Below are 21,002 nucleotides of genomic sequence, written 5' to 3'. Positions count from 1 at the left end.
TCTCGCCAAGTCCCTCTGAAAGCCAGCCCTGCCGCTGGAACAACCCTCGCCCTGCATTGCCGGCGCTTGACGCGCCGGCTCAGTGCTTGAAAGCCTTCGTCGCAGGGTGATCTTCATCCGGAGCCTATGACGTGACCCGTATCCTCACCGTCGCCGCCGCCCAGCTCGGCCCCATCCAGCGCGATGAAAGCCGGGCCTCGGCCGTCGCCCGGCTGATCGAGCTGATGCGGCAGGCCAAGGGGCACGGCGCCGATCTCGTCGTCTATCCGGAAGCGGCGCTCACCGCCTTCTTCCCGCATTGGTGGATCGACGACGAGGACGAGATCGACAGCTGGTTCGAGACGGCGATGCCCTCGAACGAGACCGCGCCGCTCTTCGCGGAAGCGGCGCGCCTCGGCATCGGCTTTCATCTCGGCTATTGCGAGCTCGCCTTCGAGGAGGGCCGCAAGCGCCGCTTCAACACCGCGATCCTGGTCGACAAGACCGGCTCGATCGTCGGCAAGTATCGCAAGATCCATCTGCCGGGGCATCCCGAGCATCGCCCGGCCGCACCGTTCCAGAATCTCGAGAAGCGCTATTTCGAGACCGGCAATCTCGGCTGGCCGGTCTGGCGGACGATGGACGCCAATATCGGCATGATGATCTGCAACGATCGCCGCTGGCCGGAGAGCTACCGCTCCATGGGCCTGCAGGATGTCGAGCTGGTCGTGCTCGGCTACAACACGCCCAAGCACAACCCGCCGGCTCCGGACCATGACCGGCTCGGCAATTTCCACAACCAGCTCGTGATGCAGGCCGGCGCCTATCAGAACGCCACCTGGGTCGTCGGCGTCGCCAAGGCAGGGCCCGAGGCCGGCGTCGACCAGATCGGCGGCTCCTGCATCATCGCGCCGACCGGAGAGGTCGTCGCGCAGGCCGTGACCGAGGGCGATGAACTGGTCGTCGCCCGTTGCGACATGGACCTCGGAAAGAGCTATAAGGCCTCGACCTTCAATTTCGCCAGGCATCGCGAGCCGCAGGCCTATGGCCTCATCGTCGAGCGCAAGGGCGCCGTCTCCCCGGTTTGATCATCCTAGAGGACTAAAATGACCCACGATCTCATCCTGAAGGGCGGCCGCGTCATCGACCCGTCGCAGAAGCATGACGGCATTCTCGACGTCGCCTTCACGGACGGAAAGGTGTCCGGCTTCGGCAAGGACCTGAAGGGCGCCAAGGAGATCCGCGACGTCTCCGGCTACATCGTCTCGCCGGGCCTGATCGACCTGCACACCCATGTCTACTGGGGCGGCACCTCGCTCGGCATCGACGCCGACGAGTTCTGCCGCCTTTCTGGCGTCACCACCTCGGTCGACACCGGCTCTGCCGGCCCCGGCAACTGGCCCGGTTTCCGCAAGCATGTGATCGAGCAGAGCCAGGCGCGCATCCTCGCCTATCTCCACGTCTCGCATGCCGGCATCTACGGCTTCGACCACCGGGTCATGGTCGGAGAGAGCGGCGATCTGCGCCTGATGAACCCGATCGACTGCGTCGAGGTCGCCGACAAGAACCGCGATTACATCGTCGGCATCAAGGTCCGCGTCGGCCTGCATGCCTCGGGCAACTCCGGCATTGTGCCGCTCAACATCGCGCTGCAGGTCGCCAACGAGGTCGGCATGCCGCTGATGTGCCATATCGACCATCCGCCGCCGTCCTATGAGGAAGTCATCGGCATGCTCCGGCCGGGCGACGTGCTGACCCACGCCTTCCGCCCCTTCCCGAATGCGCCCGCGACCGCGCAGGGCACGGTGAAGCCGGAGGTGCTGGCTGCCCGCAAGCGCGGCGTCATCTTCGACATCGGCCACGGCAAGGGCTCGTTCTCCTTCAAGACGACGCGCGCCATGCTCGCCAACGGCTTCGAGCCGGACGTGATCTCGTCTGACGTGCACAAGCTCTGCATCGACGGCCCGGCCTTCGACCAGGTCACCACCATGTCGAAGTTCCTCTGCATGGGCATGAGCCTGAACAACGTCATCGCCGCCTCGACCGTGAACGCCGCCATGGCGCTGAAGCGGACCGAGTACGGCTCGCTCAAGGTCGGCTCGCTCGGCGACGCGACCATCCTGACCGTCAGGGAAGGCAAGTTCGACTATGTCGACGTCGTCGGCGAGCACCTGATCGGCGACAGGAAGATCGCCTCCGAAGGTGTCGTGCTCAAGGGCAAATGGTGGCACCCGAAGCGGACGAGCAAGTTCCCGAAGGTCGCGGCTTAATTGCCGCGCGCGACACGCGGCGTCATTCTCGGGCGAAGCGAAGCGCAGACCCGGGAATCTCGGGGCGTTGGCGCGCAGGAGACTCCTTCGGCGGGAGATGCTCGGGTCAAGCCCGAGCATGACGGGCGAGGGGGGTGGCGCCTGATGGCGCCGGCCGATCTGCCGGCCGTCATGGGGATCGCGGCCGTCGTGCATCCGGATTATCCCGAGGATGAGGCGGTCTTCGCCGAGCGGTTGCGGCTGGCGCCTGAGGGCTGCCATGTTCTGGCCGGCGAAGGCGGTGTCCTGCTGGGCTATCTCGTCAGCCACCCCTGGCCCGAGGCCATGGTGCCGGCGCTGAACTCGCTGCTCGGCGAGATCCCGCAGGGCACGCGGAACTGGTATATCCACGATCTCGCGCTTCTGCCCGAAGGCAGGGGCGGCGGCGCTGCCGGCGGGATCGTCGCGCAAATTGCGGATCATGCCGCGTTGGGCGGTTGCACCAGCCTCGCGCTGGTCGCGGTCAACGATTCGACCGGCTTCTGGCGGCGCCAGGGCTTTCGCGAGGTGCATGACCCCGTGCTTGGTCGCAAGCTCGCCAGCTATGACGATGCGGCCCGCTACATGCGCCGCGAATTACAGGTTTGAGCCCAAGGGCCGGCGCGACAGATGCCGGCGAAGGATTGAGGAGAGAAACGCCATGAGCGCCGAAGACAAGCTGAAGGAACTGGGTTTGACCCTGCCGGAGGTGCCGACGCCGATCGCCACCTATGTCAGCTTCAAGCAGGTCGGCGACATCGTCTATCTCTCGGGCCAGGGCCCGAAGCGGGCGGACGGCACCTATCCGACCGGCAAGGTCGGCAAGGACGTCACGATCGAGGAAGCCTATGAGCACGCCAAGCAGACGGGCCTCGGCCTGCTCGCGGCGATGAAGAAGGCGGTCGGCTCGCTCGACAAGGTCGAGGTGGTCAAGCTGCTGGGCATGGTCAACGGCGCCCCCGATTTCGCCGACCAGCCCAAGGTCATCAACGGCTGCTCGGACCTGTTCGTCGCCGTCCTCGGTGATCGCGGCCGTCATGCCCGCTCGGCGGTCGGCATGGGTTCGCTGCCGAACAACATGACGGTCGAGATCGAAGTCATCATCCGGGTGCTGCCATGAGCGTCACCGCGACCACATCGCAGGCTGTCGACCAGCCGGCCTCAACGCCGCTGGCCGCCGAGATCGCGCGCGTCTACGGCACGCCGGCCGTGGTGATCGATCTCGACAAGGTCGATGCCAACATCGCGCGGCTCCAAGCCGCCTGCGACGCAGCCGGAGTCGCCAACCGCCCGCATATCAAGACGCACAAATCGCCGGAGCTGGCGCGGCTGCAGGTCGAGGCCGGCGCGCGCGGCATCACCTGCCAGAAGCTCGGCGAGGCCGAGGTCATGGCCGATGGCGGGCTCGACGACATCATGATCAGCTACAACATCCTCGGCGAGGAGAAGCTGGGCCGCCTCGGCGCGCTCCAGCGCCGCGTGCGGATGATCGTCGCCGCCGACAACCCCGTCACCATCTCCGGCCTGCCGCGCGCCGGCGAGATCGCAGGCCGTGATCTGGAGGTGGTCATCGAATGCGATACCGGCCGCAAGCGCGCCGGCGTCGAGACGCCGAACGAGGCGGTGGAACTTGCGAAGATGGTCGCGGCCTCGCCGGGCCTGCGCTTCGCCGGCTTCCTGATGTACCCGCCCGAGGACGGCTGGGAGCGCACGCAGATCTTCCTCGACACCGCCAATGCCGGCCTGCGCGATGCCGGCCTCAAGGCCGATATCATCTCGACCGGCGGCTCGCCCAACATCCCCAACATGGGCAAGCTGAAGGGCGCGACCGAGCACCGCTCGGGCACCTCGATCTTCAACGACCGCATGCAGATCGCGGCCGGCGTCGCGACGCTGGAGGATTGCGCGCTCACGGTCTATGCGACGGTGGTGAGCCGGGCTGGGGCGGAGCGGGGCATCCTCGATTCAGGCTCCAAGACGCTGACCAGCGACAAGGGCAATCTCGAGGGCCACGGCTACATCCTCGAATATCCCGCGGCGAAGATCGCGCAATTCGCCGAGGAGCACGGCTTCCTCGACCTGTCGGCCTCGAACAAGCGGCCGGTCGTCGGCGAGGTCGTCCGGGTCGTCCCGAACCATGTCTGCGTCGTCGTCAACATGGTCGACCGGCTGGTCACCGTGCGCGGCGACAAGCTGATCGGCGAGTTGCCGGTCGCCGCGCGTGGGCGGTTGACCTGACTGAAGCGCATCCGCATTTCTGCGAAACGCGGATGCGCTTCATTTCCTGGCTTGGTCGCATTTTCTTCACGCGAACCGGCTGCCACTTCGCTTGAAAATGCTCGGCCTCAGTTCTGGAGGATCTTGGATCCTTTGATCGTGACATTGCCGGACGCCTTGGCATCGAGGCGTCCGGATGCCCTGAGCGTGATGTCGCGCCCCTGAAGCTCGACGCTGCCGTCCTTCCGCATATTCAGCTTGGCGTCGCCACTTTTCAGCGTGGTCGCATCGGCACTCTCGATCGAGAGCGTCTTCCCGACGCGGACCGCCATATCCTTTCCGACGCTCATCGCCATGTCCTTGCCGGAGGTGACGGTGAAGTTCTGCCCACTGTGGATCTCGCAGCCGATCGCCGCGGCGACGCTGAAACTGCGCGTTTCAAGGGCGATCTCCTGGCTGCTGCTGACGCGCAGGCGGTTACCGACGGCGAGGCTGGCATGGCCGCCGGCGGTCATGGCCAAGCCGCCTCCGGACGTCAGCGTCATGGAACTGCCGGCGCTGAGCGCGATGCCAAGGCCGCAATTCACGGTCAGCGATCCCGGTGCATTGATGACGACATTGCCACCTCGGTCGGCGGAGATCGCTTGCGTGAGAAGCGCGATCTGGGCTTCGAGCGCGGCGATCCGGCGCTGAAGGGCTTCGGTGTCCGGATCGGCCATCAGCGCCTCCCGCAGGCTCGGTGGGTAAGGTGACGAAACGTCAGCTTACCACGGCCTGCAGGCTCCGAGAACGCGGCTCGCCGGATCAGGCTGCCGGGTGCCGGGCGTTCCAATGGGCGGCGTAGTCCTCGCAGAGCCTGTCCAGTTCGGCCCGGTCGGTGACGCCGGCCGGGCGTCCACGCGAGGGCGAAGCCTGCTGGAACGGCACATAGCGCTGATGCGCGATGCGCCAGAGCCGGCGCAGCTCCGCCAGCGGATCGGCATGATCGTCGACGCGGATGTCGAAGCTCGGCACCGGCTCGCCGTTCCAGATGCGGATCGCGGCTGATTGCCGGCCACGCTTGTCGCCGCCGGCCTTCTCGCCCGCCTCCAGCGCCACCAGCAGCCGCTCATCGAAGTCCAGTGCCGAGGAGGCGATGTAGGCCTTGAGGGTGTCCTGCACGACTTGGGGGCCCGCGAGCATGTTGCCGGCGACAGAGACCTGCGGCCCGTCCACCGCCCCGCACCAGTCGATACAGGCCGCGCCGGTATGGGCGGCGATCCGGCCATCACGGTCGATGACGTGCAATTGGCGATGGGCGCGGCCTTCGTCGGCCGCCGTCAATGTCGCGACGATCTCGACGGCCGAGCGCGCCTCCTGCAGCAGCCGCAGGCCATCGAGGCCGTAGAGCGGATTGACGAAGGCCTGCGTCGCGATGGCGCCGATCCGCCCGCCGCCAAAGGGCACGCGCGAGCCGACGGCGAAGGCGCAGGTCGAGACGGCGACGCCATAGGCGCCGGTCGCGGCGTCGCGGGCGACGATGGACCAGGTCATGCAGGCTATTCCTCAGCGGCCGGCGGCATAGGCCTGCATCAGACGCGGCGTCGCGGCGGCGCGCAAGAGGCCGTCACTGCCGCGTTCCGCCGCAGTCAGCCGCCCGACCGTCCAGGCCGGCGCCTTCTCCAGCGCATGGCCGCGGCGTTCCAGCTCGGCGAGGGCCGCAGTGCCGATGCTCTCCTCGATCATCATATGGCCCGGTCGCGAAGACCGCGGGTAGAAGGACGAGGGGAAGTGCTGGGTGTGGAACAGCGGCAGGTCGATCGCTTCCTGCAGGTTGAGGCCGTGATGGACCCGGCGCAGGAACAGGCCGAGCTGCCATTGCTCCTGCTGGTCGCCGCCCGGCGTGCCGAAGGCGAGCCGGGGCTCGCCCTTCTCGAAGGCGATCGTTGGCGTCAGCGTCGTACGCGGGCGCTTGCCCGGTGCGAGCGAGGAGGGCAGGCCCTCCTCCAGCCAGAACATCTGCGCGCGCGAATTGAGCGGGAAGCCGAGTTCCGGGATGACGGGCGAGGATTGCAGCCAGCCGCCGGAGGGCGTCGCCGCGATCATGTTGCCCCATTTGTCGATGACGTCGATATGGACGGTATCGCCCTTCCGCCCGGCCGCGACCATCGACGCCATGGTCGGCTCGCCGACGCTGGCGCCGCCCTGTGCGGGCTGGGCGATGGCGCCGAGCGCCCGCAGCGCATGCGCCACCTGGTCCTCGTATCCGGAGACGATGCCGGGCCTGAGTTCCAGCGAGGCACGCTCGCCGATCAGGCCACGGCGCCCGGCCGCATAATCCTCGGAGAGCAGGGTCGCGAGCGGCACTTTCACGAAATCCGGGTCGCCGTAATAGGCCTCGCGATCGGCGAAGGCGAGCTTCATCGCCTCGACGACATGATGGACGAATTCCGGACTCGCCGGCCCCATCCCGGCAAGGTCGATGCCTTCCAGGATCTTCAGCGTTTGCAGGAAGGCCGGGCCCTGGCCCCAGGGGCCGATCTTGAAGACCTCCCAGTCGTGATAGCTGACCGAGGTCGGCGTCTCGTAGGTCGGCCGGTAACTCGCCATGTCCTGCGCGGTGAGCAGGCCCTTGTTGCGGCGGCCGGAGGAATCCATCACCTCCTGCGTGCGGCAGAAGCGGTCCATCGCTTCGGCGACGAAGCCCTTGTACCAGGCGTCATAGGCGGCCTGGATCTGCTCCTGACGGTCGCTGCCCTTCGCTTCCGCCTCGGAGAGGATGCGCTTGTAGGTCGCGGCTGCCGCCTTGTTGGCGAAGAGCTTGCGCGCTTCCGGCACATTGCCACCCGGCAAGTAGACCGCGCCTGAACTCGACCATTCGTTGCTGAAGAGATCGGTCAGTTCACGGATCGAATCCGAGACGCGCGGCAGCATCGGGTGGCCGTTCTCGAAATAGCCGATCGCCGGCTCCAGCACCTCGCGCAGCTTCAGCCGGCCATGGTCGCGTAGCAGCGTCATCCAGCCGCCGAAGGCGCCGGGGATCACGGTCGCGAGCAGGCCGGAGCCGGGGATCAGGTCGAGGCCGAGCGCCTTGTAGGCGGCGATGGTCGCAGCCTGCGGGGCCGGCCCCTGCGCGCAGAGCGTCTCGACCTTCCTGGTTTCGGCCGAATAGAAGACGGCCGGCATGTCGCCTGCCGGGCCGACGAGGTGCGGCTCGACGACCTGCAGCACGAAAGCGGCGGCGGCGCAGGCGTCGAAGGCGTTGCCGCCCTTCTCCAGCATCGCCATGCCCGATGCGGTGGCGAGCCAGTGCGTCGAGGTGACGACGCCGAAGGTGCCGAGGATTTCGGGGCGGGTCGTGAACATGGGCGTGTCCTTGAAAGCCTAGTTTTCTTTTGGATCGAGCGCGTCGCGCAGGCCGTCGCCGAGCAGGTTGAAGCCGAGCACGGCGAGGAAGATGCAGACGCCCGGCGCCACCGACATCCACGGCGCCTGCTCCATGAAGTTCTTGGCGACGTTGAGCATCTGACCCCAGGACGGCGACGGCGGCTGCTGGCCGAGGCCGAGGAAGGAGAGGGCGGCTTCCAGGATGATTGCCTGTGCCATGAACAATGTCGACTGCACCACGATGGGGGACAGGGTGTTGGGCAGCACATGGCGGAACATCAGCCGCAGGTCACGCGCGCCGACCGAGCGCGCGCCTTCGACGAAATCCTCCGCCTTCACGCTCATCACCTGGCCGCGCACCAGCCGGATGAAGATCGGCACGGCCGACAGGCCGATGGCGATCATCGCATTGGTCAGCGAGGGGCCGAGCACCGCCGCGAAGGCGATGGCGAGGATCAGGAAAGGGCAGGCGAGCAGCGCTTCCGTGACGCGCGAGATCACGATGTCGGTCCAGCCGCCATACCAGCCGGCCAATAATCCGAAGGGCAGGCCGATCGCCACCGCGATCAGCACCGAGACGATGCCGGCGAGCAGCGAGGCCTGCGCGCCGTAGAACAGCCGCGAGACCTGATCGCGCCCGAGCTCGTCCGTGCCGAACCAGTAGAGTTCCGAAGGCGGCTTGCGGATGGCGAGGAAGTTGGACTTGAACGGGTCGGCCAGCGGCAGTATCGGCGCGAGCACCGCCATCAGCACGAAGATCAGCACGATCCCGCCGCCGATCAGCGCGGACTTGTTGCGGATCAGCCGGGCGAGCACGCCGGGGCGCGCCTTCATCCCGCTCGCCGCGCCTGACGAGGGGAGGGAATCCAGCGATGCCATCAGCCGGTCCTCAGGCGCGGATTGACGAGGACATAGAGGATGTCGGCCAGCAGGTTCATCAGGATGAAGCCGATGGCGGTGCACAGCACCACGCCCTGCACCACCCCGTAATCGCGATTGAACACGGCATCGACGATCAGCTTGCCGAAGCCGGGGATGGTGAAGACCTGCTCGGTCAGCACCGCGCCCGCCAGCAACTCGCCGAAGAGCAGCGTCGTCAGCGTGATGATCGGCACCAGCGCGTTGCGCAGCGCATGGCGGTGGATGACCGTGTCCTCGTCGAGCCCCTTTGCGCGGGCGGTGCGGACATAGTCCGAGCGCAGCACCTCCAGCATCGCCGAGCGGGTATGGCGCATCAGGAAGGCCGCGAGCCCGTTGCCGAGCACGAAGGCCGGCATGATCAGCCGCTGGATCGCCTCCCACGGGTGCACGAAGATCGATTCATAGCCGGAGGCCGGCAGCCATTTCAGATGCACGGAAACCAGCAGGATCAGCATGATCCCGAACCAGAAATTCGGGATCGAGAGGCCGGACAGCGCGGCTGCGCTCGCCGAATAGTCGATGATCGTGCCCTTGTGCCGCGCGGCGAGGATGCCGATCGGAATGCCGATGCAGATCGCGACGAGGATCGAGGCGGTCGCGAGTTGCAGCGTCACCGGCAGCTTCTGCAGGATCAGGTTCAGCACCGGCTCGCCGGTGCGCAGAGAGCGGCCGAAATCGCCCTGGACCACCTGTCCCAGCCAGGCGAAGAACTGGACGACGACCGGGTCGTCCATCCGGTAGATTTCGCGCAGCCGCGCGATCACCTCCGGGTCGCGCTCCTCGCCGGCGATGACGAGGAAGGGGTCGCCCGGCAGCGCGCGCTGCAGGGCGAAGACGAAGAGCGAGACCAGGAACAGCGTCGGTATCGCGATCAGGATGCGGCGGATGATCAGGGTGAACATGGCGCGCTCGGAACCGCTCCGTCATCCCGGATGCAGCAAAGCGGAACTCCGGGATCCATCGTAGAGAACCGCGCTCTGCGATGGATCCCGGGACGACCTTCGGCCGCCCGGGATAACGGCGCAGTCGCCGACCCGTGGGAAACCCTCACGAGCGCTTCAGCCCCGCCAGCCGGATCATCCCGTCCGGGTTGATCACGAAGCCCTGCATGGTCGAGCGCATCGCGAAGAACACCGTCTGGTTGTAGAGATAGATGATCGGCAGCTCGTCCTGCAGGATCTTCTGGGCGGCATCGTAGAGCTTCTTGCGTTCGGCCGGCTCGTAGACGGTGCGGGCCTGGTTCAGCAGGCGGTCGACCTCGGGGTTGGAGTATTTGCCGTCGTTCTGGCCGCCGCCGGTGGTGACGAAGGGGTGGATGTTGCCGTCCGGGTCGATGCGGCCGGACCAGCCGATCCGGCTCATCTGGAACTTGCCCTGCTGCTGGTCGCGCAGCTGGCTAGCGAACTCGGTCGAGCGGATCTGGATGTCGATGCCGGCTTCCTGCGCCATCGCCTGGATGACCTGCCCGAGCTGGGCATCGACCGGGTTGTTGGTGACGAAGAGCTCGGCCGTGACCTTGGGCTGCCCCGCCTCCTTGAGCAGCGCCTTTGCCTTGGCGACGTCACGGGCGGGAACGGGCAGATCGGCGCTGAGATAGAAATTTCCGGGGTTGAAGGGCTGGTTCATCGGCTCGTAGAGCCCCTCGAACACCACCTGGCTCAGCACCTTGCGGTCGATCGACAGCGAGAGCGCCTGGCGCACGCGCTTGTCCTGGCCCACCGGCTGTTTCGCGGCGTCGCCATTGTTGGTGTTGATGGTGATGCCCTGATAGCCGAGATTGGCCATGCTCGCGACCTTGAGCGACTTGTCGCCTTCCGCCGATTTCACGTCGGTCGGCGCCAGCCGCTCCAGCATGTCGAGCTCGCCCGAGCGCAGATTGGCGAGGCGTACCGTCGTGTCGGGGATCGAGCGGTAGACGATCCGGTCGAAGCCGTATTTGTCCGCCTCCCAATGCTCCTTGAACTTCTCCAGCACGATGCGGTCGTTCTGGACGCGTTCGACGAATTTGTAGGGGCCGGAGCAGACCGGCTTGGCGGCGACGTCGCCCGACAGGCTCTTGGGGGCGAGCATCATGCCGGCGCGGTCTGTCAGCTGCGAGAGCAGCGTGGCGTCCGGGCGCTTCAACTTCAGCACCAGCGTCGTCGCATCCGGGGCCTCGACCTTCTCGACCGAGGCCAGCTCCGATTTGCGCAGCGAGTCCGGCAGGGTCATCGCGCGCTCGATATTGGCCTTCGCGGCTTCCGCATTGAAGGGTTCGCCGTCATGGAATTTCGCGTCGCTGCGCAGCTTCATCGTCAGGGTGAGCCCGTCTGCGGAGAAGTTCCACTCCGTCGCCAGTCTCGGCACCAGCTTCAGTTCCGGCGTGATGTCGAGCAGCCGGTCGCACAGGCCCATGAACACGATGCGCCCGACGAAGGTGCGGGCCTTGTGCGGATCGAGCATGTCGGGGTCTTCCTGCAGCCCGATGCGTAGTGTGGAGGGTGCCTGGGCAAGGGCCGGAAGCGCGGCGAGCGCGAGCGCGGCGGCCGAGACTGCAACCTTCAACAGCTTCATGCTTTCCCCCATTGTGCGGATGATTTTCCGGGGACCGTTTTCGATGATCTGGCGGACATGCCATTCGCCGAATTCGTTCCTCATGGCACTAAGCTGACTCAGAATCTCGCCGTCGTCGATGATGCGCCGCACCAATTCGCAGGCACCGCTGCCTCATCGAAAGGCAGCCCCGAATGCCCCCTGATGCGCCGCCGCTACGCATGCCCTCAGGAGGACCGCTCGATGCGGCGATGGCTGTCGCCTCGCCAGTGATCGGCGGTTAGAACAGTCACAGCAACCGGGCCGGATGGCCGAGGGAGACGACGTGATGCTGCTGGGCGTGATTGCCGACGACATGACCGGCGCGACCGATGTCGCGCTGATGCTGAACCGCGCCGGCATGCGGACCGTCCAGGTCATCGGCGTGCCGCCCGCCGGCAGCACCTTGCCAGAGGCCGACGCGGTCGTCGTCGCGCTGAAGTCGCGCACGAACCCGGTGGCCGAGGCCGTCGCGGATTCGCTCGCCGCCTGCGAGGCACTGCTTGAAGGCGGGGCGCGGCAGATCCTGTTCAAATATTGCTCGACCTTCGATTCGACGGCTGAGGGCAATATCGGCCCGGTCGCGAATGCGCTGGCGGAGCGCCTTGGCGCGAAGCTCGCCATCGTCTGCCCGGCCTTTCCGGCGAATGGCCGCTCGATCTATCAGGGCTATCTCTTCGTCGGCGCCGTGCCGCTGCACGAGAGCTCGATGAAGGACCACCCGCTGACGCCGATGCGGGATTCGAACCTGATGCGACTGATGTCCGTACAGGCGAAGACCGAGGTTGGCCTCGTCGATTACGCTACGGTCCTGGCCGGCTCTGCCGCAGTGAAGGCGCGCCTCGCCAAGCTTCAGGCCGATGGCCTCCGCTATGCCGTGACCGACGCCCTGACCAACGAGGATTTGATGACGCTTGGACACGCTGTGTCCGAGCATGTGCTGCTGACCGGCGGCTCGGGCATTGCCATGGGCCTGCCGCAGAATTTCCGCCGCGCCGGTCTCCTGCCGGAGCGGCCCGGCCCGCAGGAGCTGAAGGCTCCCGCCGGCCGCGCCGGCATCATCTCCGGCAGCTGTTCGACCGCGACGCGCGGCCAGATCAAGGCTGCGCTGGAAGCGGGCTATCCCGCGCTCAAGGTCGATCCCTTCGCGCTGGCCGATGGCAGCCAGGACGCCGCCGGACTTGCCGCATGGGCGCTGTCGCAGCCGCAGGACAAGCCATTCCTGCTCTATTCCAGCGATGATCCGGCGGAAGTCGCGGCCGTGCAGGACACGCTCGGCCGCGAAAAGGCCGGCAGCATCGTCGAGCACGCCTTCGCGGAGGTGGCGCGGCGCCTTTCCGAGGGCGGCCTGACGCGGCTTCTCGTCGCGGGCGGCGAAACCTCGGGCGCGACAGTGCTCGGCCTTGGCATCCGCACGTTGGAGATCGGGCCCGAGATCGACCCCGGCGTGCCCTGGACGCGCGTCGTCGATGGGCCGGACATGGTCGTGGCGCTGAAGTCGGGCAACTTCGGCACGCCGGATTTCTTCCTGAAGGCCTGGAACCTGCTGCGCTGAGGAAAACCGGGCGTCATTCTCGGGCGCAGCGAAGCGTAGACCCGGAAATCTTGGGACCAGAGCACACTGGTTTCCGAGATGCTCGGGTCAAGCCTGAGCATGACGCTCGCTCACGACACTCCGGCGCTTCCGTCAGGATGCAGTGCACTCTAGGATCGTAAGGCAACCAAGAGGCCAGCATCGATATGGCGTTTCTCGGCGAACTTCTGACCAGCGTGGCCGATCGCGGCCGTGCTCTGATCGGCTTCGAACGCTTCCTCGGCAATCGCGCCCGGCCGATTGACCGGCTCTGCGAGGATTTGCTCTCTGGCCGAGGCGAGGCGTCCGGCATGGCGCTGGCGCAGGCGGTGCTGGAAGCCTGGCAGCGGCTCGACAAGCCCGGCCGGCTCGCCTTCTTCAATCTACTGCGGGAGCGCTTCGGGCCGGATCATGACCGGCTCGAAAAGGCGATCGAGGCCTATCGCGAGAAACCCGACGCGGCGACGATCTCGGCGCTGCACCTCGCTGCCGAGCCGCGCCGTCAGGAGCTGCTGCGCCGCCTCAACCTCGCGCCGGACGGCACGCCCGTGCTGGTGCGGATGCGCGAGGCCCTGTTCGAAGCGATGGAGGCCGAGCCCGAGCTCAAGGCCATCGACGACGACTTTCGCCATCTCTTCGGCTCCTGGTTCAATCGCGGCTTCCTCGTGCTGCGTCGCATCGACTGGCGCACCCCGGCGAATGTGCTGGAAAAGATCATCCGCTATGAGGCGGTCCACGAGATCCAGGGCTGGGACGAACTGCGGCGCCGGCTCGAGCCGGCGGACCGGCGCTGCTTCGCCTTCTTCCACCCGCAGCTCATCGACGAGCCGCTGATCTTCGTCGAGGTCGCACTCACCACGGAGATTCCGCGCAGCATCGGCGAGGTGCTTCAGCCCGAGCGCGAGGTGCTGCCGGCGCAGGCGGCGACGACGGCGGTGTTCTATTCGATCTCGAACTGCCAGGAAGGCCTGCGCGGCATCTCCTTCGGCAATTTCCTGATCAAGCAGGTGGCGGAAGACCTGAAGCGCGAACTGCCGGGCCTCGACACCTTCGTCACGCTGTCGCCGGTGCCTGGGTTCGCGCGCTGGCTTGCCGGCGTCGCCGGGGAAAACGGCGAGCTGGCCCTCACCAATGAGGAACGTTCCGAGCTTGCCCGCCGGCCCGGCGAAACCATCTCGCTCGACGACGTGACGAAGGCGCGCCGCGACAAGCTGCTCGGCCAGATGACCGCCGAATACCTGCTGCGGGCGCGCACCGCGTCCGGCCGCGTCATCGACCCCGTCGCGCGCTTCCATCTCGGCAATGGCGCGCGGCTGGAGCGCATCAATGTCGGCGGCAATCTCTCGGCGCGCGGCCATCGCGAGTCGCATGGCGTGATGGTGAACTACCGCTACGACCTCGACGACATCGAGACCAATCACGAGGCCTTCGCGACCCGCAATACGGTTGTGGCCTCTTCCGGCGTGCGCAAGCTTCTGCGCCCGGCGGCGAGTTAAGACGGAAACGCCTGAAAGGACCCGAAATCATGGGCAACCACCTGTTCGACCTCATCCGCTCGCGCATGCCGGCGCCGGAGGCGCCTTTTGCGCTGCTCGATGACGGCCGGCGCCTGTCCTATGCCGACATGCTCGACGTCTCCGCCCGCTTCGCCAACGCTCTTGTCGGCCTCGGCGTGAAGCCGGGCGACCGTGTCGCCGTGCAGGTCGAGAAGAGCTTCGAGGCGCTGATGCTCTATCTCGGCACGGTCCGCGCCGGCGCGATCTTCCTGCCGCTCAACACCGCCTACACCCCGGCCGAAATCGAGTATTTCCTTGGGGATGCCGAGCCCGCCGTCTTCGTCTGCGACCCTGCCAAGGCCGAGGCGCTGCGTCCCTATGCCGACAAGGCCGGCGCGAAGCTGGAGACGCTGGGCATCGGCACCGGCAGCCTGCTCGACAAGGCGAGCGCTGCCTCGACGGGCTTCACCGATGTCGAGCGCGGCTCGGATGATCTCGCCGCGATCCTCTACACCTCCGGCACGACCGGCCGCTCCAAGGGGGCGATGCTCAGCCACGACAACCTGTCGTCCAACGCGCTGGCGCTGGTCGACTACTGGCGCTTCGGCAAGGGCGACGTGCTGCTGCACGCCCTGCCGATCTTCCATACGCACGGTCTCTTCGTCGCGACCAACGTGATTCTGCTTTCGGGCGCCTCGATGATCCTGCTGCCGAAATTCGATCCGGAGCAGGTCTTCAAATACCTGCCGCAGGCGACGAGCATGATGGGCGTGCCGACCTTCTATGTCCGGCTGCTTCAGGATAACAGACTGACCAAGGAGGCGACGAAGCATATGCGCCTCTTCGTCTCCGGCTCGGCGCCGCTGCTGGCAGAGACGCACCGGGAGTGGAGTGCCCGCACCGGCCACGCCATCCTCGAGCGCTACGGCATGACCGAGACCAACATGAACACCTCGAACCCGTACGATGGGGATCGGGTGGCGGGCACCGTCGGCTTCCCGCTGCCGGGTGTCTCCGCGCGCGTCACCGATCCCGAGACGGGCAAGGAGCTTGCCCGCGACGAGATCGGCATGATCGAGGTCAAGGGCCCGAACGTCTTCAAGGGCTACTGGCGCAATCCCGAGAAGACCAAGGCCGAGTTTCGGCCGGACGGCTTCTTCATCACCGGCGACCTCGGCAAGATTGACCCCACCGGCTACGTCCACATCGTCGGGCGCGGCAAGGATCTGATCATCACCGGCGGCTACAACGTCTATCCGAAGGAAGTCGAGACCGAGATCGACGAGATGCCCGGCGTGATCGAGAGCGCCGTGATCGGCGTGCCGCATCCCGATTTCGGCGAGGGCGTGACGGCGGTCGTTGTCGCCAAGCCGGGGGCCGAGATCACCGCCCAGGGCATCGCCCGGGCGCTGGAGCAGCGCCTCGCCAAGTTCAAGCAGCCCAAGCAGGTCTTCGTCGTCACCGAGTTGCCGCGCAACACCATGGGCAAGGTCCAGAAGAACCTGCTGCGCGAGCAGTACAAGGACATCTACGCCAGGCAGATGAAGGCCGGCGAGTAGGGCAGTTTCTCAGGCGCTGGTCATCCCGGGCGACCGAAGGGAGACCCGGGATCCATGCCTGAGCATTTCTGTTAGAGGTTCAGGCATGGATCCCGGCTCTTCGCTTCGCTGCGGCCGGGATGACGGCTCGGGTTGAAACAGCTCACACCAGCGCGGGTACGCCGAGTTCGATCGTCTCGCCATCGGCGGGGATGCGCAGCCGCCGCGAGTCGACGCCGCGCTCCTTCGCCGCCTTCCGCAGGCGGGTGCGGCTGACGGTGGCGTGGTCGAGGGCTTCCATATGCGTCGCGATCACGGTCGCGCGCGGGAAGGCCTCGGCAAGATCGAGCGTCTGCTCGTCGTCCATGACGATCAGCGTGTTGTCCCACATCGCGCCGCAGGAATGGGTGACGATGATATCGGGGCCGGTCGCGGCCACCGCGTCGCGCAGCGGCTGGTAGAAGACGCTGTCGCCGCACCAGTAGAGCGTCGGCTCGCCCGGCGCCTCGAAGCTCAAGCCCATCACCTGACCCATCTTCTCGACGACGGCGCCGGTGCCGTGCTGCGCGGGATGCCGCTTCAGCACGATCGGCCCCAGCCGGATGAAGCAGTCGATCGCGGTGATCGAGGAGAAGCCAGCCTGCGCGATCGCCGCCTCGTCGCCGGGCTGGCAGATGATCGGCAGCCCCTTTGGAACCCGCTCCTTGGCGACCTCGTCGAAGTGATCGGCGTGGAGATGGGAGACGATCACCGTGTCGACGCCGGCAAGGATGTCCTCGATCGGCTCGGGCAGATCGACCATCGGGTTCTCCGAGCGCCCGGTGAAGGAGCGGCGGCTGTGGCGCGGGCCGAAATCGGGGTCGATCAGGAAGGTCCTGCCGCCGTAATCGAGTTTCAGCGTCGCGTTGCGGAGAAGTTTGAGCTTCATATCCGTCTGCTCCTCGTCTCGGGGCGGGCATTGTTCCGCATCCCGACACGGTGAGACCAGTTCGGATTTGTGAAGCTGTCTCCACGTTCGCGTGACGTATCAGGCTAGATCACGCGCCGATCCGACTGCCACGCAGTCAGATCGGAGAACGCGTTCTCTCACTTGAAGTTTGGAGACGGATTCCGGCTCCAAGGCGAACTGGCCGTAGGGCACGTTCTGGCGCGCGGTGCGCAGCGCGCTCGCCCACCAGTGAAGCTGTGCCAGCATGGTCGCCATCGCCTGCTCGGCCCGGTCGGCATTGAGCAGACAGCCCTCCGCATCGAAGCGGCTCCAGACATCGGCGAAGGCGACGCCGTCGCGGATCGGCGCGGCATGAAGCTCGCCGAAGACGAGGCGCAGCTGCTCGACGGCACGCAGGCCGCCCGAAATCCCGCCATAGGAGACGAAGCTGACCGGCTTGCCGCGCCATTCCGGCCCGACCGCATCGATCAGGAACTTCAGGATCGCTGGATAGCCGCGATTGTACTCGGGCGTCACCACGACGAAGCCGTCGGCCCAGCCGATGATCTGGCGGAGTTCCTCGAGGGCAGGGTGCTTGCCGCCGACATGGCGCGGCGGCAGGTCGATCTCGCCGGGATCGACGATAGCGAGATCGAAGGGGCCGTCGCCCTGGATCTGTGAGATCGCCCAGCCGGCGACCTTGTCGCAGAAGCGGCCTTCGCGGCTGCTGCCGTAGATCAGGGCGAGCCTGATCCGGGTATCGACCTTCTGGTGCATGGAAACGCTCCGGTTTGCATCACGGGAGCAGGGCTTATAGAACCTCAACTAAGGTTAAGGTCAAGGGGCGTTTCGGAATGGCCGGGAAGATGCGCTTGCCGGGCGAGCTCAGCGTCGGCGACGTCGCCCACCGCAGCGGCCTTGCCGTTTCGGCGCTGCATTTCTACGAGGCGGAAGGGCTGATCCGCAGCCATCGCACGCCGGGCAACCAGCGCCGCTATCCGCGCGAGGTGCTGCGCCGGGTCGCGATCATCAAGGTGGCGCAGCGGGCCGGCATGCCGTTGAAGACGATCCGCGAGGCCTTCAAGGCCCTGCCGCAGGAGCGCACGCCGACCGTCGCCGACTGGACGCGATTGTCATCCGCCTGGAAGGCAGAGCTGGAACATCGCATCGACCGGCTGACGCGGCTACGCGACCACCTCGACGGCTGCATCGGCTGCGGCTGTCTCTCGGTGCGCGATTGCCCGCTGCACAATCCGTTCGATCGGCTGGCGGAGGAGGGGCCGGGCCCGCGCCTCCTGGATCCCGATTGAGCCTCAGCCCGCCTCGTAGAGCGTATCGAGCGGGAAGCGCGCGACATCGGCCATCAGCTCCGCGAAGCCCTTTGCCTGCAGTGCCGCGGTCGCCTTGCCTTTCGCCGCCGTGGCAAGGCTGGCGTCGCCGACGGCGCCCGAGCGGTTCACATCCTGGGCCATCCAGGCGAAGGCATGGGGACCGGTTGGCCTGAGATGGCGGTATCCTTCGTCGGCCATCGTCACCGTATGCGGCTTGAAATACCCGGCCTTGCTCATGTCGACGAGGTCCGGCCGGAAATGCAGCATCAGCGAGGTCTCGACATCGCCGCCATGGATGCCGTGGCGGATGTCGAGTTCGGCATAGATGCCCTCCGGCAGGCCGAAGGACATCCAGGCGGTGCAGACCGCGAGCATGCCATGGCCGACGCGCAATTCGCGGGCAGCGATCTTCATCGGGTCGACATTGCCGCCGTGGGAGGTGATCAGCACGAGCTTGCGGAAGCCGGCGCGCTTCACGCTCTCGCCGATTTCGATCCAGGCGCGGATCGCGCTCTCCCAGCCGACCGTCAGCGTACCCGGCGAATGCAGGTGTTCGTTCGATTTGCAGATCGCTTGCGTCGGCAGGACGAGGACGTCGAGATCGGCCGGCACCAGCGGCATCGCCTCCGCCAGCATCCCGTTCATCACGGTGGTGTCGACCGAGACGGGCAGATGCGGGCCGTGCTGCTCGATCGCCGCCAACGGTAGCACAGCGACGGTGCGCTCGGGCGTGAGCGCGGTGAAGTCGGAACTCTTGAGGTCGCCCCAGAAACGCGCGGTCATGTGCTGGCTCCGAGCCGGTTGATCGCGGCGGAATCGAGGATGCGCTCCGGCGCGCCGTCCCGCGCGACCTTGATCATCGCCCGGCCGATTTGCTCGGTCGAAGTCACGTAGCGCGGAAAGAGCGGGTGAAGCACCGCCCAGAGCGGGGCCGTCAGGGTATAGAGCATGCGGTACCAGGCCGTGCGCGAGGTGATGCCGTGCATAGGCCGGATACCGCCCGGCCGGAAGACATATGCCCCCCGGAACGGCAGCATCAGCACCGCATTCTCGGCGCGGCCCTTGACGCGCGCCCACATGACCTTGCCGTGCTCGCTGCTGTCGGCGCCGGCGCCGGAGACCAGGATGAAGACCGCCTGCGGGCTCGCCTTCACCAGCGCCTGCGCCGCCGCGACCGGCATGTCATAGGTGATGCGGCTGTAGTCGGCCTCCGGCATGCCAACCGAGCTGATGCCGAGGCAGAAGAAGCAGGCGTCGAAGCCGGTAAGCTCGGGCTGCAGGGCGGCGAAATCAGTCATATCGGCATGTACGAGCTCCCGCAGTTTCGGATCGACCTGCCCGATGGGCCGCCGGCTGATCGCGACGACGCCTTTCACTTGCGGATCGAGCAGGCACTCGCGCAGGACGCCCTGGCCGACCATGCCGGTCGCGCCGAAGATCAGGACTTTCATGAACGCGATCTCTGCCTTGCACGGAGAACAGGTTTGGTGGGGCTGAAGCTAGTCACGGATGCGATGCATGCAAGTTCATCACTTTGCGGAGCCCTTCGCCGATGAATGCTGCCTTGTTTCTGTGCAGAAACCCGGTAGCCCGGCGTTGCATTGTCCCGCGGTGCTATCGCATGGGATAAGGAGACGGGCCAGTGGCGGGACCGCCCGCAGATGCAGGGGAGATAGCGAGATGACGACGATGAAGTATCGCGTGAACCGGCGCGCCGCGCTCGGGCTGATCGGCGGCTCGACGGCTTCCCTGCTGATCCCCGTACCGGGCGCCCGCGTCAGCGCGCAGACGCTCGACAAGCTGAGCTTCCAGACCAATTGGCGCGCCCAGGCCGAGCATGGCGGCTACTATCTCGCCGCCGCCAACGGCATCTACAAGAAATACGGCATCGAGACCGAAATCCGCCCCGGCGGGCCGCAGCAGAACCCCTCGCAGCTCCTGCTCGGCGGGCGTGTCGACATGAGCATGTCGACGAGCTTCGAGGCGATCCGCTTCGCGCAGGAGAACATCCCCTTCCTCTGCATCGCGTCGATCTTCCAGAAGGATCCGCAGGTCATCATCTCCCACCCCAATCAGGGCAACGACACGCTGGCCGCCCTGAAGGGCAAGCCGATCCTGATCGGCGCCGAGGGGCGGACCGCCTTCTGGCCCTTCCTGCGCGCCAAGTTCGGCTTCACCGACGAGCAGATCCGGCCCTACACCTTCAACATGGCGCCGTTCCTGGCCGACAAGAACCTGTCCCAGCAGGGCTTCCTCTCCTCCGAGCCTTTCGCGATCCAGAAGGCCGGCGTGAACCCGGTCGTCCACCTCCTCGCCGATAGCGGCTTCGAGGCCTACAACACGACGATCAACGTCTCGCGCAAGCTCGTCACCGAGAAGAAGGACTTGATCCAGCGCTTCGTCACCGCCTCGCTCGAAGGCTGGGCGCAGTACATGAAGGGCGGTGCGGAGGCTGCGGCGGCGAACGCGCGCATCCTCAAGGACAATCCCGACCTGGACCAGGAGAAGCTCGACTACGCCGTCAAGGTCATGAACGAGCGCGGCATCGTGCAGTCCGGCGACGCGCTGACCTTGGGCATCGGCGCCATGACCGATGCGCGCTGGGAGCGCTTCTACACCTCGATGCGCGATGTCGGTGTCTTCCCGGCCGGGGTCGATTTCAAGAAGGCCTACAGCCTCGACTTCGTCAACAAGGGCATCGGCAAGGCCTGAGGCAAACGTCATGCTCGGGCTTGACCCGAGCATCTCGGAAACCAGCGGCTTCTCGTCATGAGATTCTCGGGTCGCCGCTATG

General features: G+C 66.5%; 20 protein-coding genes. 10 read left to right on the top strand and 10 right to left on the bottom strand.

Annotated elements, in window-relative coordinates:
• The first annotated feature begins 131 nt into the window (after positions 1 to 131).
• The 5 genes from AC2FAN_RS05850 to AC2FAN_RS05830 all read left to right on the top strand — a co-directional run bounded on the left by AC2FAN_RS05850 (position 132) and on the right by AC2FAN_RS05830 (position 4,505).
• Positions 132 to 1,067: an N-carbamoyl-D-amino-acid hydrolase gene (locus AC2FAN_RS05850; RefSeq protein ID WP_485173035.1), complete on the top strand. Its 936-nt coding sequence runs from the start codon at positions 132 to 134 to the stop codon at positions 1,065 to 1,067.
• Positions 1,068 to 1,085: 18 nt separating this feature from the next.
• Positions 1,086 to 2,249 (top strand): amidohydrolase/deacetylase family metallohydrolase, encoded by a 1,164-nt coding sequence (locus tag AC2FAN_RS05845; protein WP_485173034.1) that lies wholly within the window; start codon positions 1,086 to 1,088, stop codon positions 2,247 to 2,249.
• A 144-nt stretch (positions 2,250 to 2,393) separates the two neighbouring features.
• Positions 2,394 to 2,876, top strand: a complete 483-nt coding sequence (locus AC2FAN_RS05840; protein WP_485173033.1) for a GNAT family N-acetyltransferase — start codon at positions 2,394 to 2,396, stop codon at positions 2,874 to 2,876.
• A 52-nt stretch (positions 2,877 to 2,928) separates the two neighbouring features.
• Positions 2,929 to 3,387 (top strand): RidA family protein, encoded by a 459-nt coding sequence (locus AC2FAN_RS05835; RefSeq protein ID WP_476807135.1) that lies wholly within the window; start codon positions 2,929 to 2,931, stop codon positions 3,385 to 3,387.
• Positions 3,384 to 4,505 carry an alanine racemase gene (locus AC2FAN_RS05830; RefSeq protein WP_476807136.1) on the top strand — a complete coding sequence of 374 codons (1,122 nt, stop codon included), beginning with the start codon at positions 3,384 to 3,386 and terminating at the stop codon, positions 4,503 to 4,505. Before AC2FAN_RS05835 ends, AC2FAN_RS05830 begins: the two co-directional genes overlap by 4 nt.
• A gap of 107 nt (positions 4,506 to 4,612) precedes the next feature.
• On the opposite strand, the gene AC2FAN_RS05825 is transcribed toward AC2FAN_RS05830, so the two are convergent.
• The 6 genes from AC2FAN_RS05825 to AC2FAN_RS05800 form a co-directional block, all read right to left on the bottom strand.
• Positions 4,613 to 5,203: a hypothetical protein gene (locus AC2FAN_RS05825; RefSeq protein ID WP_485173032.1), complete on the bottom strand. Its 591-nt coding sequence runs from the start codon at positions 5,201 to 5,203 to the stop codon at positions 4,613 to 4,615.
• An 85-nt stretch (positions 5,204 to 5,288) separates the two neighbouring features.
• A complete protein-coding gene (locus tag AC2FAN_RS05820) occupies positions 5,289 to 6,017 on the bottom strand; it encodes a DUF1028 domain-containing protein (protein WP_485173031.1) in 729 nt (242 codons plus the stop codon).
• Positions 6,018 to 6,029: 12 nt separating this feature from the next.
• Entirely contained in the window at positions 6,030 to 7,829 is a 1,800-nt protein-coding gene (locus AC2FAN_RS05815; protein WP_485173030.1) for a gamma-glutamyltransferase family protein, read from the bottom strand.
• Between the two features lie 18 nt (positions 7,830 to 7,847).
• Positions 7,848 to 8,684: an ABC transporter permease gene (locus AC2FAN_RS05810; RefSeq protein ID WP_485173062.1), complete on the bottom strand. Its 837-nt coding sequence runs from the start codon at positions 8,682 to 8,684 to the stop codon at positions 7,848 to 7,850.
• A gap of 44 nt (positions 8,685 to 8,728) precedes the next feature.
• Positions 8,729 to 9,673, bottom strand: a complete 945-nt coding sequence (locus AC2FAN_RS05805; protein WP_265052426.1) for an ABC transporter permease — start codon at positions 9,671 to 9,673, stop codon at positions 8,729 to 8,731.
• A gap of 145 nt (positions 9,674 to 9,818) precedes the next feature.
• Positions 9,819 to 11,324: an ABC transporter substrate-binding protein gene (locus tag AC2FAN_RS05800; RefSeq protein WP_485173029.1), complete on the bottom strand. Its 1,506-nt coding sequence runs from the start codon at positions 11,322 to 11,324 to the stop codon at positions 9,819 to 9,821.
• Between the two features lie 286 nt (positions 11,325 to 11,610).
• Between AC2FAN_RS05800 and otnK the strand changes: the two genes are divergently transcribed.
• The 3 genes from otnK (at position 11,611) to AC2FAN_RS05785 (ending at position 15,970) form a co-directional block, all read left to right on the top strand.
• Positions 11,611 to 12,897 (top strand): 3-oxo-tetronate kinase, encoded by a 1,287-nt coding sequence (gene otnK, locus AC2FAN_RS05795; protein WP_485173028.1) that lies wholly within the window; start codon positions 11,611 to 11,613, stop codon positions 12,895 to 12,897.
• A 185-nt stretch (positions 12,898 to 13,082) separates the two neighbouring features.
• On the top strand, positions 13,083 to 14,411 hold the full coding sequence (locus AC2FAN_RS05790) for a malonyl-CoA decarboxylase (RefSeq protein ID WP_265052429.1): 1,329 nt from the start codon (positions 13,083 to 13,085) through the stop codon (positions 14,409 to 14,411).
• 29 nt (positions 14,412 to 14,440) lie between these two features.
• Positions 14,441 to 15,970: a malonate--CoA ligase gene (locus AC2FAN_RS05785; protein WP_485173027.1), complete on the top strand. Its 1,530-nt coding sequence runs from the start codon at positions 14,441 to 14,443 to the stop codon at positions 15,968 to 15,970.
• Positions 15,971 to 16,112: 142 nt separating this feature from the next.
• On the opposite strand, the gene AC2FAN_RS05780 is transcribed toward AC2FAN_RS05785, so the two are convergent.
• Positions 16,113 to 16,877, bottom strand: coding sequence for an MBL fold metallo-hydrolase (locus AC2FAN_RS05780; RefSeq protein ID WP_265052431.1), 765 nt, complete (start codon positions 16,875 to 16,877; stop codon positions 16,113 to 16,115).
• Between the two features lie 99 nt (positions 16,878 to 16,976).
• Positions 16,977 to 17,654 (bottom strand): NADPH-dependent FMN reductase, encoded by a 678-nt coding sequence (locus AC2FAN_RS05775; protein ID WP_485173026.1) that lies wholly within the window; start codon positions 17,652 to 17,654, stop codon positions 16,977 to 16,979.
• Between the two features lie 77 nt (positions 17,655 to 17,731).
• Here AC2FAN_RS05775 and soxR point away from each other — a divergent pair, with 77 nt between their 5' ends.
• On the top strand, positions 17,732 to 18,187 hold the full coding sequence (gene soxR, locus AC2FAN_RS05770) for a redox-sensitive transcriptional activator SoxR (protein ID WP_485173025.1): 456 nt from the start codon (positions 17,732 to 17,734) through the stop codon (positions 18,185 to 18,187).
• A 3-nt stretch (positions 18,188 to 18,190) separates the two neighbouring features.
• On the opposite strand, the gene AC2FAN_RS05765 is transcribed toward soxR, so the two are convergent.
• Both AC2FAN_RS05765 and AC2FAN_RS05760 read right to left on the bottom strand, forming a co-directional pair.
• On the bottom strand, positions 18,191 to 18,991 hold the full coding sequence (locus AC2FAN_RS05765; RefSeq protein ID WP_485173024.1) for a creatininase family protein: 801 nt from the start codon (positions 18,989 to 18,991) through the stop codon (positions 18,191 to 18,193).
• Positions 18,988 to 19,659, bottom strand: a complete 672-nt coding sequence (locus AC2FAN_RS05760; RefSeq protein ID WP_485173023.1) for an NAD(P)H-binding protein — start codon at positions 19,657 to 19,659, stop codon at positions 18,988 to 18,990. Before AC2FAN_RS05760 ends, AC2FAN_RS05765 begins: the two co-directional genes overlap by 4 nt.
• A gap of 229 nt (positions 19,660 to 19,888) precedes the next feature.
• Between AC2FAN_RS05760 and AC2FAN_RS05755 the strand changes: the two genes are divergently transcribed.
• A complete protein-coding gene (locus tag AC2FAN_RS05755) occupies positions 19,889 to 20,920 on the top strand; it encodes an ABC transporter substrate-binding protein (RefSeq protein ID WP_476807150.1) in 1,032 nt (343 codons plus the stop codon).
• Positions 20,921 to 21,002 lie beyond the last annotated feature (82 nt).

The organism is Allobosea sp. RIT-PG3_2 (assembly GCF_057321085.1).
This window is presented reverse-complemented; position numbering and strand designations above follow the sequence as displayed.